The 16,338-nt window shown below is 59.8% G+C and carries 7 protein-coding genes; 5 read left to right on the forward strand and 2 right to left on the reverse strand.

Annotated features, from left to right (window positions below):
- Window positions 1-196: 196 nt before the first annotated feature.
- Window positions 197-1,342 (forward strand): DNA cytosine methyltransferase, encoded by a 1,146-nt coding sequence (locus ACTHQX_RS12350; RefSeq protein ID WP_440157994.1) that lies wholly within the window; start codon window positions 197-199, stop codon window positions 1,340-1,342.
- The gene (locus ACTHQX_RS12355; protein WP_440157995.1) at window positions 1,342-3,264 is read left to right on the forward strand and encodes a hypothetical protein; all 1,923 of its coding nucleotides are present in this window, start codon (window positions 1,342-1,344) and stop codon (window positions 3,262-3,264) included. Before ACTHQX_RS12350 ends, ACTHQX_RS12355 begins: the two co-directional genes overlap by 1 nt.
- 3 nt (window positions 3,265-3,267) lie before the next feature.
- On the opposite strand, the gene ACTHQX_RS12360 is transcribed toward ACTHQX_RS12355, so the two are convergent.
- On the reverse strand, window positions 3,268-5,616 hold the full coding sequence (locus ACTHQX_RS12360) for a HelD family protein (RefSeq protein ID WP_440157996.1): 2,349 nt from the start codon (window positions 5,614-5,616) through the stop codon (window positions 3,268-3,270).
- A 225-nt stretch (window positions 5,617-5,841) separates the two neighbouring features.
- Here ACTHQX_RS12360 and ACTHQX_RS12365 point away from each other — a divergent pair, with 225 nt between their 5' ends.
- On the forward strand, window positions 5,842-6,771 hold the full coding sequence (locus ACTHQX_RS12365; protein ID WP_440157997.1) for an HNH endonuclease: 930 nt from the start codon (window positions 5,842-5,844) through the stop codon (window positions 6,769-6,771).
- 6 nt (window positions 6,772-6,777) lie between these two features.
- On the opposite strand, the gene ACTHQX_RS12370 is transcribed toward ACTHQX_RS12365, so the two are convergent.
- On the reverse strand, window positions 6,778-7,092 hold the full coding sequence (locus tag ACTHQX_RS12370) for a hypothetical protein (RefSeq protein WP_440157998.1): 315 nt from the start codon (window positions 7,090-7,092) through the stop codon (window positions 6,778-6,780).
- A gap of 421 nt (window positions 7,093-7,513) precedes the next feature.
- On the opposite strand from ACTHQX_RS12370, the gene ACTHQX_RS12375 reads away from it, so the two are divergent.
- Together ACTHQX_RS12375 and ACTHQX_RS12380 are read left to right on the forward strand one after the other, a co-directional pair.
- Window positions 7,514-13,933 (forward strand): DUF3320 domain-containing protein, encoded by a 6,420-nt coding sequence (locus tag ACTHQX_RS12375; protein WP_440158048.1) that lies wholly within the window; start codon window positions 7,514-7,516, stop codon window positions 13,931-13,933.
- 196 nt (window positions 13,934-14,129) lie between these two features.
- A complete protein-coding gene (locus ACTHQX_RS12380; protein ID WP_440157999.1) occupies window positions 14,130-15,827 on the forward strand; it encodes a DUF262 domain-containing protein in 1,698 nt (565 codons plus the stop codon).
- The last annotated feature ends 511 nt before the right edge of the window (window positions 15,828-16,338 follow it).

Below are 16,338 nucleotides of genomic sequence, written 5' to 3' on the forward strand. Positions count from 1 at the left end.
CGTGCTTAGTCCATTCATGTTGTGCTGCCAGATCCGGGGCGCCCCGTTTCCACAATCAAATGTATACTCCGCTGGCTGGCTGGACGGCATCGGGCTCACGTGGCGAATCGAAGGTCTGAGGATTGGTCATGGCTGAGGCAGGCGCGCCAGCCGTGTTGACCAAGAAGTGTCTTAGTGGCCGGCTAAGCTAGTGGTCATGCCACAACGTCTACGCCTCATCGACCTTTTCGCCGGCGCAGGCGGAATGACTCAGGGATTCAAGTCCACTCAGCGATACCAAACCGTGGTCGCCGTCGAGCTCGACAAGTATGCTGCGGCCACTTTTGCGCAGAACCACAAAGCGGCACGAGTCTATGCCGGGGGGATCGAGGAATGGCTGGACGAAGGTCTCGTGCCGCAGGTTGACGTGATCATCGGGGGTCCGCCTTGCCAAGGATTCTCAGCGCTTGGAAAGCAGGACGTGCTCGATGAAAGGAACTTCCTCTGGCGGAAATACGCGGAGACCATCATTCGGGCCCAACCGAAGTATTTTGTGGTGGAAAACGTTCGGCAGTTCCTGACGTCGCCACAGTTCGCCGAATTTGAATCATGGGCGTCAGGGGGTGGTCCCCTGCAGGATTACGAGCTTCAGCCGCTCTTACTGAATGCCGCGGACTTTGGCGCCTACCAAGCTCGCACGCGAACAATCGTGATCGGGCGGCGGAGGGGACTTCCGGAGATCCCAGTGCCGGCCGTCGGGCCGTTCAAGGGACAGCACCGCAGCGTCGAGGACGCATTCACTGGGTTGCCAAACCAGCGGGTCATACCTCGGGCCACGTCCGTGACGGACTTTCCAGACGCGAGGACTGAAGTCGGCGGCATGACGATGCGTGGCCCTTTCACCACGCCCGAGCTGCACGTCACGCGCAACTACACCGATCTGTCCCTGAAACGCTTCGCGAAGATCCCAGCGGGCGGCAACCGGTTCAATATCCCGGACGAGCTGTTGGCTAACTGCTGGCGCAAACACAAGAGCGGCTCGGGCGACGTGATGGGACGCCTCCACTGGGAGAAACCGTCAGTGACGATACGAACGGAATTCTTCAAGCCTGAGAAAGGCCGCTACCTGCACCCTGATCCGACCGTTCATCGTGCGATCACTCACTTCGAGGCCGCGCGGCTCCAAGGCTTCCCCGACGACTACAAATGGATGGGCTCGAAGACGGCAATTGCCAGGCAGATCGGCAACGCTGTCCCGATTCAGCTCGCTGCATTCTTAGGCCAGCTCATAGCCGAAGCGTGGGACGCCGCACCGGCAGGGGCCGAAACTGGGCCGTCGAGTAGAAGCGATAAGGCAGCCTGATGCTGAGCTACAGAACACTTTTCAACATTAACCCGGGGTCAGACTCCGACGTGGTTCAAGGTGTACTGAACAAGACCTTCGATTGGCTCCGAGAGAAGGGCTTGGACCCCGATTCGGTCACAGCCAACCAAGAAGTCGCAGTTGCAGATCATGCCAAGGTGAAGTGGATTGCCCCCGACTCCGCAGACTTTGCTGACACGCATCGCCTCATCCTCACGGAAGAATCGCCCATCGGGGAGTGGGTCTCCACCATCACCGTTCGGCAACCGGTCGATGGTCGTCCATGGTTTTGGATGGACGTTGAGGGACCAGAGTGGGCTGGGGCGCCCAGGCTGGTCCGGTCGTTGATCGAGGATTACGCCTGTTCGGATCGCGGCGTCAAGCTGACAAATCGGCCAGTGGTAGTTCGGGCACAGCAGGTGGATCAACTCATTCAGCTCCTCGGCCGAAACGGCCGGAGGACTCTCTCGTTCATTGCTGGAAGTAGCGCTGGACTGCCGATGAAAGAATGGACGGAATTCGTCGGCAATATTCTCAAGCAGACCACTGGTCAAGCATCTGCCTACGTGCTCGATCCGGTTGCAACGACGATGTTCAACCAGCGAGTTGGAATGGAATTCGGTGTGAGGCCGGGCATGCTACGGACTTACCTTCCCGACTTGGACGTCAATGATCCGCAAGATTCAGCCCGACACCGATTCCTGACGACCGAGTCAATCGCCTCGCAGCACGTGGGACGTCTCCGTAAGACACTCAGCTACAAGGCGCGTGAGGTGGCCCAGACATCACTGTTGGATGACAGCATCAGGCTGCTGGATCGACGGATTGATGACCTGGAGCTTCGACTGGCCCCACCCATCATGAAAGCGCTGGCTGGTCGGGGAGCACAAGGAGAACCTTCCGCTGCGCCCACCTCTGATTTGTCGGTACCTCATGACGTCGCGGAAGCGGATGCCCCGGTTTCGGAGTCCAGCACGTCTGACATCATGAAGGCTTCACGGGCTGCAACGGAAGGGTATTCGGAAGCACAGACTACCGATGCCCCCCTGGGCGAGCAGGCCGAGATTTATTTGGCGCTGCGTTCACTGGTCGAAGAGTATGCAGGCGGCGAGACGTCATTCGCGGCCGTGGAGACTGTCCGAGGTCTGTTGGAAGCTGGTGTTGCCGCCGAGGCATTAAGCACCCGTCTCCTAGCAAAGATCGACCAAAAGTCGGCCGCGCTCGATGCCGCAGCCGTGGAACAGGCGAAGCTGCGCCACCTCATAGACGACCTCGAGCTAGACGCCTGGGACACGTGGGAGCAGCTCGAAGCGCAGTATTCGCGAACCCGAAGTGCCCATGACGCAGAATTCAAGCTGCGGGCGATGCTGGCAAAAGCAGGCGGTGACATCGACTGGACCCAGCTAGATGAAGGTCCACCCGCCGAGCTTTCCGTGCCGCAAAACTTCAACAGCCTGGTGGAGGCCTTTGCTGACCTTCCCTACGTTCTGTACACAGGGGACAAAGAAATCACCGCGGGCCTTGACAACTATGATGCGGTGGGCCGCTGGTGTGGCATGACATGGAGCATTCTGGTGGCGCTCAACGACTACGCGAGCTTCAAGGCCCAAGGCGACGATATTGGAGGCGTGCAGGCTTACCTAGAAAGCCCTCCGCCAGGTGGCCGAACGTACCATCCTGGGCGCCACGCTCGAGATGAAAGTGAATCCGTCAAGAACAATCCAAGCTACTCCGTTCCGCGGACCTTGGTCGTCCCAACGAAGGTTGATCCTAGTGGCGAGGCTTTCATGGGTGCGCATTTTCGCATAGCAAAGCACGGATTGGTGTCCCCGAGGCTGCACTACCTTGACGCGACTGCAGTCGCGGGAAAGATCATTGTTGGTTACATCGGGCCACACCTGCCGAACACGCAGACCAATTAGCTGTCAGGGCCCTGACCCTTCTATTTCGTCCCAAAGGAGATCAACGACTCGCTGCTGAACGCTGGGGCCCATTTCGCGTAGAACATCGAAGAAGTCCCTGGCAATACCCTGAGCCACATGTTCAAGCATGGGTTTCAGCTCGCCGTTAGAAACGGATACCAGTGATGCCTCGTCGTCAGTGCCTGGAGTAACGTTCTTGGCGCTAATGCCCTGATGGCTGTTTGCGGCGTCAATTTCAATGTTCAGCAGCTCGGCTCCAGCTATAGGTTCGCCGTCGCCGCTTTCTTGGGAGTCCGCCGCTAGGTCTGCGGCTTCGGTGGCGCTGGGGGCGATGAAGTCCGCGAGTACTTCCGGAACCCTATCGGCGCGCAGGATGACGTCGAGATGGCGGACTGTACGCGTGAGGGCAATGTAAAGGAGCTTGTCCCCTTGCGCGAGTTCTAGAATTGCTGCTGGCTCGACGACGACCACGGCATCAAACTCAAGGCCCTTGGACTCCTCAGGGGAAACCAGATTAATGCCCTGCGACAACCCACCATCGGCCGATTCACTGTACTTGATTCCAGCTGAACGGAAAGCGCTGCGAACCGAAATCATCTGGGCTTCCGCGACAACCACCCCCACAAACAAGCCTCGTGAACTATATTCCTTCACGGACAACACGGCCGAGTCCATCAACTCGTCTGAGGCCACAACATGCCAACGAGGCTCTTCTTCGATCTGCCGTGGGAATGCCTCCGGCGCAGTCAGCCCGGGCGCTGCCGTGGCGAGGACTCTTGCTGCGACCGCCAGGACAGGTGCCGGGACGCGATAACCGATGGTCAGCTCAGCTTCAGTGAAGTTGCCTTCGGTGCCAAGGGTCGTGAGGACTTGGTTCCAGTCTTTGCGTGAATAAGCTGAAGTTGCCTGGGCGATGTCGCCAACCACCGTCATGGACCCGTTCTGGCTGCGCCGGCGAACTGCTCGAAGCTGCATATAGGAGAGGTCCTGTGCTTCATCGACGACAATGTGCCCATATCGGCTGAGCGTGCCACTAATTGCATCGGCGGCACAGTCGATGACGCCCAAGTCCGCCATCGTCCATGGTTCGTCCCCGATTCTCGTGGCCGCCGGCCGGTAAAGGAGCTCGACTTCCGATTCAGTGGCGCCTGCTCGAACGAGCCTGTCCTTCGAGCCGTACAACTCCCGGACAAACTGCTGGGGCGAAAGCGATGGGTAAACCCTCTCGGTTTGCTCCTCCAATGAAGCTCGGTCGATCAGCGGCGCGGAGTCCCTTCTTCCGGCGTCGATCCGGCCAGCTACGGCAGTTTGTAAGGCAGCCCTGAATTGAGCCCGCCGCCGGCTATATAGGCCACTGCTGGCGATTCCTGCCAGGAGCTGTTCGATCTCCTCCTTTGAGACGGATACCGACAATGCGGTGTCTATCCGTTTCACCTCAAGCCCATCTGCTGGGACCCGCGCTCGTCTGCTCAGCCCCTTCTGGACGATTGACTCCATTTTTGCGGAGCCCTTCTTACGTGCCACGTCCGGCTTGTCGATGCCGCGCGGCGCGAAGTCGCCTGCAAGCAACTGCGCAAGCGACTGTTGAACAACATCGATATCGCCGAGAGTAGGCAGAACACGCCGGATGTACTTCGTGAATGTAGGGTTGGGCCCGACGACCAGTACGTCTCTCGGCTGCAGCTCTTCTCGGTAGTTGAACAATATCCAGGACACACGATGAAGTGCGACCGCCGTCTTGCCCGTCCCTGGGCCGCCCTGAATGACGAGAAGTTGGTCCTTGGGAGCCCTGATGATCCGGTTTTGAGCGGCGGTGATGGTCCGCACGATATCTCTCATGAACTCACCGCGACCGCGGCCAAGGTCCTCTAGCAATGGGTCTTGCTCGCCGACGAAAGTTCCCGCCGAGATATCGTCGGAAAGCTCCTGGAAGATCACATCGTTGAATGATTCGATTCGGTTGAACGTCGTGGTGAAGATTCTCTTGCGAGTAAGCCCTCGCGGTTCTTCGTGCGTTGCCTCATAGAAGATTTCGCCGACTTGCGACTGCCACGGAGCAACAAGGAGGTCATACTTTTCGTCCCGGATGGCAACGCTGCCAAGGTAGATGGTCTCGCCATCCTCCAAGTCCATTCGTGCCGTTGCGACGGCCTCAGAAGGCTCGAGCATTCTGCGGTCCATCAGTGCCGCACGCTGACTTGAGCGCTCGTAGACGTTGCCGCTGACTGTCGAGGAGCCGACGTCGGCACGCCGCTTGTCGTAGGCCTGCTTGGCTACGTCAAAATAGTCTTGCTCTAGTGCCTTTTCGGCTTCAAAAGCGTCTTGATCGGTGTCCTGCAACTGTGCAGTCATGGTGCCCCCTGTGACTCGTGGAACAAATTAAAGCAGAGAGGAGCGACAACGACAGGTATGTGGCATGCGAGCCTGATACGAGGTAAACAATTGTTCCAAATGCCGTGTATCGTAGGCATGCTGGACGCCAAGCACCGTCGTCAAGAGCGTGCGAAATTCCCGCAATTCCTCTTGTGCCCTGACACCTCGATTTACAGGTACGGATCCGAGCAATAGCCTGGACCGATGCTTACTGACGCGCCTAGTATGACGGACGACTTCGACAGCAGGCTTCGCACGGCTGCTTTCGCCTGGCTAACGAGCAGAACTCTCCAGCGCACGGGGAACCTTACTTACTCCGAAGTCCAGAGTTTTGTTTTTGAGGGACGCCCTATTCCGCTCAAGGACCGAGTGAAGGGGATATGGAAACCAGCAAGTTTGAGCTCGGCGCTCTCCATAACGACGACATATCGTCCCCCAGGCGTCGTACGACCCTACGATGATCTAATTCATGAGAGTGACGGGCTGCTGAGGTATAAGTGGGACGGACTCAAACGGGATGAGCCGACAAATCGTTCGGTGAGATCGGCGATGCAGTCTGGTGTTCCGTTGATCTGGTTTTTCGGAGTCGGAAAAGGTGTCTTTAAGCCGATTTTTCCGGTTTACGTGGTGGGTGAGGAAGAGGAGAACAGGCAATTCATACTTGACGCTGACCCTTCAGCCGTCGCCGATCGTGCGGAAGGTGTTGCGGAGCAGTTCCTCCGCCGATACCTCAAAGTAGAAACTCGCCACAGGCTTTTTCAAGCTGTCTTTCGGGGAACAGTGATGCGCGCGTATAAAGGGCGATGCGCGGTGTGCAGCCTTCAGCACGGCCAACTGTTGGACGCTGCGCACATCATTCCGGACCGCGACGAGGACGGTATTGCGAGCGTCGTCAACGGGATGGCGCTCTGCAAGATTCATCATGCAGCGTTCGATGTCGGCATTCTGGGCATTCGGCCGGACCTCGTGGTCCAGATACGGTCAGAACTTATGCACGAAGTAGACGGCCCGATGCTTCGGCACGGACTCCAAGACATGCACGGGAAGCGAGTCTCAGTACCGAGTGCGAGAGCTGAGAGGCCAAGAGCTGACCTTCTCGAACGCGCGTTTGAGCGGTTCCGGCAGGCTGGTTGAGGCGGGTCAGAGCTTGTCTATCCAGGTCTCTTCTTCTCGGTTATCCCACGCAGACCCGGAGGTGGGCTTGGACGGGACCATCTTCTCTTTGATACGCCGGAGTACGAGGCGTACATCCTTTCCTAGAAGGTCCCTTATGGTGGTGACGGAGCGGATAGTGCAGCTTTCAATGATTGCTCGCCGGTCGTCCATTGAGTTGATGTCGGCGGCGGCGAAGGCATCTCGCAGCTGCCGCACCTGGGCGTCGCTGATTGGTATGTCCGCGAGTTCATCTGGAGCTTCGGCGGGCTGGGCAAAGATGTCAAAAGTGCTGTCGTTCACAATGCTTCCTAGTCGATTTTGCAGAACTCCAATTCTGCCATGACGACGAGCGCCTGCACCGGTGATCCGCAGCGGGTGGGTCTAACTGTCCAAGGGCCCGACCAACTGTTGGCGACCCTGTACAGACACTGCCCTTATGAAGGAAGCTCCTTGAAGGGGCCACCCGGCGGCCGCGCGGATCCGCGAGTGCAGCCAGCCCGGCGCCGCGAATTTATCGCCAGGCACTGGTGCCCAAGTGTCGGGGGAATTGGTGCCGCGATTCTGTCAGTGGGCGGCGGTATGTTCTGACGCACTGCAGGTCGCCGTGCAGCCTGCTTGAATACCCACTACTGTTATGTCAGTTTAGGGTCGGCCAAGTGCCGAAGATGGGGGACAGGCTATGGGGCTTTCCAACCGTGAGTACGTGGGGCGCGCGCTAGAAATGCTAGCGTTCAGCCTTGGTCCGCACATCGCTTCAGTGCTAGATGCCCTGGCGCCGGGCATTGCGTGGTCCAAGCTCCTCGAACACAAAGATGCCGCGGCCGGAAGAACAGCGCAAAGCTACTCGGCCACGGACTTGAGTGTGCAACTGCGTGTCATGACGGAGTCCCTCGGTACTCTCGGCTACCCCTTCAACCTCGCCCATGCGGCACGAAGCTACACCTCGGAGCTTCGGCTGACTCGTAACCTGTGGGCGCACAATGAGGCCTTCGACGACGACGACACGTTCCGGGCACTTGATACGGCCAGCAGGCTAGCGAAGTACCTCGAACTAGAAGAGGCTCAGCAGTCTCTCGACGAATTGCAAAGCGACTTCAAGAGCCGTGGCACCGGCGACAATGAGAGAGCCGGTGAAACGTGCACGGTCGCTGGCCAAGACGAAGGGTTGACCGACGCTCTGCCCGAACAGATCGCCGAACCCCCGCTCAAACAGCACCGGCTCACCGTGGAAATCACGGCGGCCGAAGCCCTCAGCTACGCCATGGCCCACAACGGTTTCAAGTTCGTTCGTCAAGTCAGAATCAACAACCCGGGCACGGAGCTCCGTGGGGCCGCTGTTCACATTGAAGTGCTGTCCACCGCCGGAAGGATTTCTGAGGAGTTCCAGCAGTTCATTGACCTTGCCGCCGGACAGACGATTGTGCTGAACGATCTGGACGTGCCCGTCTCGGCGAACACGATGTACCAGCTCTCTGACAAGCAGACGGGAAGCGTGGTTGTCACCGTCAATGCTGGCGCCGCCACCACTAGTGCTGCAGAGATCGGTAGAGCGGAATCACGAATCGACCTCCTCCCTGCGCAGCTTTGGGTCGCCGGAAAGGGGCTGGTCTCCTACGAGTTTCTAGCTGCTTATGTCCAGCCGCACCACCCCGCGGTCGCGAAACTGGTCTCGGAGGCGGCTGACCTTCTGCTGGAAAAAACGGGTAGCAGCAGCCTTGACGGATACATGGAAAGCGCGGATCGCGTCGACGAGATCGCCTTCGCCGTCGCGCTAGCGGCGAGCAACCGCGACATCCGCTACAGCATGCCCCCGGCGAGCTGGGGACTGCAGGGACAGCAGGTCCGCACGCCCACTCAGGTCTTGGAGGAGCGGCTCGGTACCTGCCTGGATACCGCAATTGTCATGGCGGCGGCACTGGAATACTGCGGCATCGGACCGTTGCTCTGGGTCGTTGAGGGCCATGCCTTCCTCGGATACTGGAGGGAGGAGCGCGCGCTGCCCACTGCCGCCTCCGACGATATTGCGGAGCTCGTCAGCCTCGTGCAGCGCGGCTACATCGGGCTCATTGAGACCACGCTGCTGACCGGAAGCCAGCCGATCACGCTGGCCGCGCTCCAGAACAGCCCCTTGGCCAAGTACATCGAGGCGGGCAACGACGGCATTCAGGCCGTAACGGACATTCGCCGCGCACGCCTGGACGGCATTTTCCCGCTGCCGGCCCGAACAACTTCGGAGACCGGGGCTCCGGTAGTCACGACCTACACGCCGGAAACCAAGGCCGCGCCCGTCCTTCCGGATAAGGTGGGCAAAGTCGCCCGCACTCGGGGACACGAAACGGACGTTCCTGCGCGCGTCACACAGTGGAAGAACGCGCTGCTGGATCTGAGTTTGCGGAACCGGCTGATCAACTTCACCGACACGGCACGCTTCCCGCTGGCCGTGCCGAGCTCGTGGATTGGCTCGTTTGAAGATCTCATCAACAACGGCACTTCGGTCAGCCTGCTTCCGTCCAACCAAATCAGTGCCGTCTACCAGGAGCGCGGCATCCGCTTTGGCCGGGACTTGCCGCAAGAAGAGCTGATCGGGATGCTCAGTTCCAAGAAGGAAGTCTTTGCCGAAGTCAGCGAGGACGCGTACAGCAGCAAGATGCGCGGACTGGCTTATAAAGCCAAGACGCAGCTGGAAGAAACTGGCGCCAACAACCTGTACCTGGCTCTCGGCAGCCTGGTGTGGGAGCTGGATGGGCGGGCTCTACGCTCCCCGCTTGTCCTCGTGCCGGTGAACCTGACCTCGGCCGGGAAACAGGGCCTGTATCGCGTGACCTTGGACGAAACTGGCCAATCCACGCCCAACTACTGTCTCCTCGAGAAGCTCGCCCAGTCCCACGGATTGAGGATTCCGGGCCTTACTGAGCCCGCAGAGGACGGCTCGGGCATCGATCTTGATGCCGCGTTCGATGCAGTCCGGGAGGCTGTCTCTGCAAAGGGGCTCGCCTTCCGGGTGGAGAACACCGTGGACCTGTCCATGCTCCAGTTCGCCAAGTTCCGGCTTTGGAAGGATCTCGACGAGAACTGGGAGCAGTTCTCCAAGAACCGGCTGGTCCACCACCTCATCAGCACCCCCACGGAACTGTTCCAGGACCCCGTGACTGCGGATGACGACGTCGACCTCGACGCCCTCGCTGCCCAATGCCCCATTCCGGCGGACTCATCGCAGCTTCAGGCTGTAGCGTCGGCGGTGGCCGGGCAGACCTTCGTCCTCGAAGGACCTCCCGGGACCGGTAAGTCCCAGACCATCACCAATCTGCTCACCCGCGCCATCGTTGAAGGCAAGCGGGTCCTGTTCGTCGCCGAGAAGCGCGCTGCTCTCGATGTGGTCCAGAAACGCCTGAACGAGGTGGGCATGGGGCCGTTCTCCCTCGACCTCCACGACAAAGGCAGCAAGCCCGCCGTTGTCCGCGCCCAGATCAAGCACGCACTGGAACTCCGTTTGGATTCAGACTCCCAGCAGCTTGAAACCGCTTCAACAGATCTGGCGGCCGCACGCCGAGGCCTCGTCCGCTACGCCAGCAACCTGCATGAGGAAAACGGCGCGCATCTTTCCCTTTACAGCGCCCGGACCAAGGCGCTCACCTACGAGCAAGACGATCCTGCGATTCCGCTGGGAACGGACTTCACTGCCTCCGCGAACGATTCGATTCTGGAGCCGGTCCGGAGCGTTCTGCGTGAGCTGCCCGAGTTCACCGACCGTGCCCGCCCGGGGAAGGACCACCCGTGGCGGTTTGTCGCCGTTGTTGCCGGGCCGGAGCAGTCGCAACAGCTGCTGGCCACGGGGCGCCGGCTCGACGCAGCGCTGGACGCCATCCGCTCTGTTGAGGGATTGGCCCAGGTCGTCTTCTCCGCCGGGCAGCCGTCCGACGTCGGGACGCTCGCCGCGCTGCTGGAAGACCGGAGCGTTCCGCTGGAAACGCTCGACGCCGTCAGGTCCGGGAAATGGTCCACAGGTGCTGGCCACTTGGAACAGCTGGTGGCCGCGTTCGCCGCGGTCAATCACCCGGGTTTGGAACAGGTAGGGCCGGAGGCTATGGACCTGCCGCTGCAGGACATCCTGGCGCGCGCCCAGCAGGCGGCGGCGACCGGGTTCTTCGGACGCAAAAAGCGGCTACTGGCCGTCGCTGCGGAATTGGACAGCGTGCTGTACCAGGGCTCAGTGATTCGGCACAAGGCACTGGTGCCGCTGCTGGAGAATCTGGTCACTGCACAGCAACAAATCCATGGCTTGCAGCATGAGGCTCAGGCGGTGCCGGGCGTCTCCGTGCCTCAATCGTGGAACCCGTTGACGGAGGCCGGGCAGGCCGCGTTGAACCACCGGCTGGGATGGCTGCGGTGGGCCGCGGAGGCAGTCGTTCCGAACAACAGGAAGGGCGCCCTTCCGTTCCAGCGGGCTCTGCGCACCTTCCTCAGTGACGGACCGCCTGTGCACGAAAACGTGGTCGCGTGGCTGTACGAGCTCGCACAGGCGTGGGAGGCCTTCGCCAAGATCCCTGTCGTTGCAGATTCCGAATTGAAGAACTGGATCGGCGATAAGGGGTTTTTGCAGGTCTGGGGCGACACCCGGGCATCCCGGCGCCTGGATGCCGCCGGCTCGGCGCCGCTGCAGCGCTGGGTTGAGCTCTTGGAGCACGTTGAACCACTGCGGTCCGTGGGGCTCCACGGGGCGCGCACTGCGATCCTCAACGGGCTTCTGGATGCAGACGACGCCGCAGCCGCCTTTGAACGCGGACTCGCCGAAAGCTCCCTCGAGGAACGGAGTCTGGCCACGGGGCTGCAGGACTTTGATGCCCACGCACACGAGCGGACCATCGAGCGGTTCACTTCGCGTGCAGCGGCTGTGCGGGAGCTCCTGAAGCACAATCTTGCTGCTGGCGTCGTCAGCGGAAGGCGCGTCTCGTCGTCGTCGAACTCCGGCCGCATGGGCGAGCTGCAGCGCCAGCTGACACGCCAGCGCGGCGGCATGACCGTCCGCAAGCTCATGGAGAACTACGCAGACCTCATCACTCACGTCATGCCGTGCACCCTGGTCAGCCCGGACTCGGTTGCACGGTTCTTTCCCGCATCGGCGAATCTGTTCGACATCGTGGTCTTCGACGAGGCGTCGCAGATCCGAGTGGCGGATGCTGTTGGTGCAATGGGCCGGGGTTCCTCAGTCGTGGTAGTGGGGGACAGCAAGCAGATGCCGCCGACGTCCTTTGCAGAATCCTCTGGCGATTCTTCGGACGAGGTCGAGAACGACGTCACCGCGGTGGAGGACATGGAGTCCATCCTCTCCGAGTGCGTGGAAGCACGGGTTCCGCGGCAGTGGCTGTCCTGGCACTACCGAAGCCAGGACGAGTCCCTCATTGCGTTCAGCAATCAGCAGTACTACGACAGCAAGCTCTCGTCCTTTCCCGGACCGTCCCACGGGGCCCCGGATGCCGGGCTCCGCGGCCACGGCGTCAACTTCGTCCGGGTGGACGGACAGTTCCACAGGTCGGGTCCGTCCAAGGTGTTGCGCACCAACCCCATTGAGGCCGCTGCTGTTGTGGAGGAGGTCCGCCGGCGCTTCGATTCGGATTCCTCAGGTTCCCCGTCGGTGGGTGTGGTGACGTTCAACCTGCAGCAGCGGGCACTCATCGAAGGCCTGCTTCGCGGCACGGACGATCCCCGGATCATCAAAGCGCTGGACGAGGATGCAGAAGGTTTGTTCGTCAAGAACCTTGAGAATGTCCAGGGTGACGAGCGGGACGTCATCCTGTTCTCCACCGGCTTCAGCAAGAACGACAAGGGGTACCTGCCTCTGAACTTCGGGCCCCTGAACCGGGCTGGAGGCGAGAGGCGGCTCAATGTGGCGGTGACGCGTGCCCGGCGGCAGGTGATTGTCTTCTCCAGCTTCAGCCCGAGCGAGCTGCGGTCGGAGGAAACCAGCTCAGTGGGCATTAAGCACCTGCGCTCCTACCTGGACCTGGCCGAACAGGGAACCGCGGCCCTCCCTTATGACGGGCGCCGGAGCATCGGCGTGGACCTGCACCGTGAAGAGATCGCTGATGCACTCCGGGACCGTGGCTTTGTCAGTGCGACTGACGTGGGGCTGTCCGACTTCAAGGTGGAAATCAGTGTTGCTGTCCCGAACGATCCCAAGCGACCGCTGATGGCTGTCCTCCTGGATAGTCCTGCCTGGGCCGCCCGCCGGACCGCGGGGGACAGGGACGGGCTTCCCGGCGATGTGCTCACCCGCATGATGCGATGGCCGTCGGTGCAGCGGGTTTGGTTGCCGGCGTGGCTCGCCGACCGCGACGCCGTGCTGGACAAGCTTGAGGCTGCACTGGCGCAGGCCTACGAAGCCGCTACGTCTGTTCCCGAGCTTTCTGCTGCTCCGGAAGGCGAAGCTCCCGAGGAAACGCGCTCCGGACGCCGAGCAGCCGGGGCGGCTGTTGCAGTGGAGGACTATGTCCTGGTTGCTGGCAAGGACAGCTCCCAGCCAGGCCAGGGAGCACTGTTGGAAGCCGTTCGAGCAGAACCGCGGCCAGCCACGGTTGTCGCCGCATCCTCCCGTGCCTGCTACAAGCCCTGGGCGGTCAAGAATCTGGGACGTGTAGACGTACTGGACACCTTGCACACACGCGGCTCCGTGGCTGCCGTGCGTGACGCCATCCGGGCCGTAGTTGAGGCCGAGGGGCCGGTCCATCAGGGACGCCTTGCGAAACTGGTTTGTGCAGCCTTCAGCCTCAACAAGGTGAACAACGACCGGATGAATTCGGTGCTGGATGTCCTCGACGATGGTGTTCACTACTGCGATACGGACGGCTTCATATGGGACGCATCAATCGACCGGGAAATGTGGGAACACTTCAGGCCGAACAGTTCTGACCTAGCGAGAAAGCCCGACCATATCAGTGTGGTGGAGATTCGGAACGCGATGGTCGAAATTGTGCGCGTCTCTGGCGGTATTGCCGTGGATGAGCTGCACCGTGAAACGCTCCGAACCTTCGGCGGGAAGAAGCGAACTGCAGGTATCCTCGCACGTCTGAATCAGGGGTTGCAGTACGGCGTCGACACTGAACGGCTTGAGCTGCGAGGGGAATCGGTGCACTTGGCTGGCTGAGGGCCATCGGAATCGGAGATCTTCCGGCCGTGGGTTGAGCCGCACACTCACACTGATTGCTTGGGGGGTGGCTCGAATACCTGCGATGTCCTCTCTGAAGTATAAATAATAAGCAATGAAATACATTGCCACTGCGCCGGTGGGCGCTAATAAGATTGTCGTAACGTGCCCTGCCCTAGAGATAGCCGAGTAGCAAATGCCCGAAAAGAACTCGAAGAGCAAGATCCATGCAGCGGAACAGCCTCTGAACCAAATATTCGGTCCCCAATTCGAATTTTCCATCCCGGACTACCAGCGACCGTACGCCTGGGGCGGCGAGCAAACTAGCCAACTGTTGTCCGACATAATGGAAGCCCAGCGGCGTAACCCTGACGAGCCTTACTTTCTAGGCTCACTCGTCCTCGTGAAGGATGATGGCAGCCCCAAGGCCGACGTTATCGATGGTCAGCAAAGGCTGACTACTCTTACGATCCTCCTGGCCGTACTCCGTGAGTTGAGTGAAAATCCTCAAGTGCGTTCGGAAATGCACGAGTACATCGTGGAGCCAGGGAAGATCACCTCGGGCATACCAAGCAACCCTCGGCTACACCTGCGGGCCCGTGACCGTGGCTTCTTCACTTCCTATATCCATGATCAAGGCAGAATGCAGGAGCTCTTTGATGTTCCCGATGCTCAGCTAAAGACGGATGCTCAGAAAGCCATTCGCGACAACGCGAAGCTTCTTCACGACGAGCTAGTGGACCTGTCTGAAGAACAACGCATGGCGCTCATCATGATGCTGACCTTGCGGACTTTTTTGGTGATGGTATCCACTGAAGATCTGGACAGCGCTCACCGCATATTTAGCGTCATGAATGCTAGAGGGCTTGATCTTTCAGCAGCCGACATATTTAAGGCCGAGCTTATCGGACGTGTCCCAGAGAACCTGCGCAGCGATTATGCCGACAAATGGGAAGTTGCTGAGGTAGATCTAGGCCGAGATGGTTTCTCGGATCTGTTCCAGCATATCCGAATGATCATGACCAAAGTTCGCGGTCGGCAGGAGATTCTCAAGGAATTTCGCGATCAGGTCCTGTACCCGTATTTGCGGACGGCCACAGCGGCTTCCTTCATCGATAACGTGCTAATGCCATACGCCGAAGCGTATGAAACGGTGCTCGACAGGAGCTATCAGTCCTCCGGATCTGCTAACCACATCAACAAGTGGCTCGTCAGGTTTGGCCAGCTTGACAACCAGGACTGGGTGCCGCCCGTACTGTGGGCTTTCCGGCATCATGGAAATGATGAGGCGTGGCTGAACGCCTTCCTGGAAAAGCTTGAGCGGTTGGCAGCGACGATGCTTATCCGGCGCGAGTACCAGACACCCCGCGCCCAGCGTTACGCGAACCTGCTTCGGGATCTTGACGCGGAATTGGGGCTGGAGGCTCCCAGCCTCGAACTGGACAGGCTTGAACGTCAGGCGGCTCTTGAGGGACTTTCCGGGCCGATTTATCAAGCAAAGCGCGTCGTCAAATACGTGCTCCTAAGGCTCGATGAAACGCTGGCAGGCAACTCCGGCGTGACTTACGAACACCCAATTATCACCGTGGAGCATGTGCTGCCCCAAAACCCGCAAGAATCCTCGATATGGAGGGACACCTTTACAGAAGAAGAACGGTTCGAGTGGACTCATCGCTTGGCGAATCTTGTTTTGCTCAATCGACGCAAGAATGCGGAAGCCTCTAACCGGGAGTTCGATCACAAGAAGTCTCGATACTTTTCAGGTTCGAATGGTTCCGCCCCTTTTACATTAACAATCCAGGTCAACGCGACTCCAGAGTGGACTCCGGAGGTTTTGGAAGCCCGTCAGAGGCATCTAACGGCCAAACTTGCTGATCTCTGGTCGCTCTCGTAACTATCGGGTTGGTGGATAAAAATGAGAAACCCGAACTCCGCCGTCGTCGTCTGTGAGGAATGCGGCGCAATAACCCGTCTGAACGTACTGACTGGGCGCATTTATTCTCACCAGAGCCCCGGTGAGCTCGAAGCTTGCCGGAACTCAGGGCAGCAGATCGACGCGCCACTCGATGGAGAAAAGGTCGAGATCGCGCCACTTCGATATGAAGCGAGCCCGTCGGCGTACCAGTTGAGTCGGATGGGTCTGCGAGCATAAAGGCGATCAGCGGTGGGCTACCAGGCAGGGGACGTCGTCGATAAGTGGATCTCAATACGGCAGAATTAGAGACTCTTCGACGGTGACCATGATGGGAAATGTCTACGGGCAGATCTGGCGGCCACCATTTGCGGTTTGTACTGGCACGGTGGAACGCTCCAACTCGTCAGTCTGGTGTCCATACGGGTGCGGTTGGTCTGAACCATGGAAGAGGGCATCCTGCCACAAGCAGGATGCCGTCAGCCGCCGGCTC

The sequence above is a fragment of the Arthrobacter sp. SAFR-023 genome, from assembly GCF_051965295.1.
Taxonomy (GTDB): Bacteria; Actinomycetota; Actinomycetes; order Actinomycetales; family Micrococcaceae; genus Arthrobacter.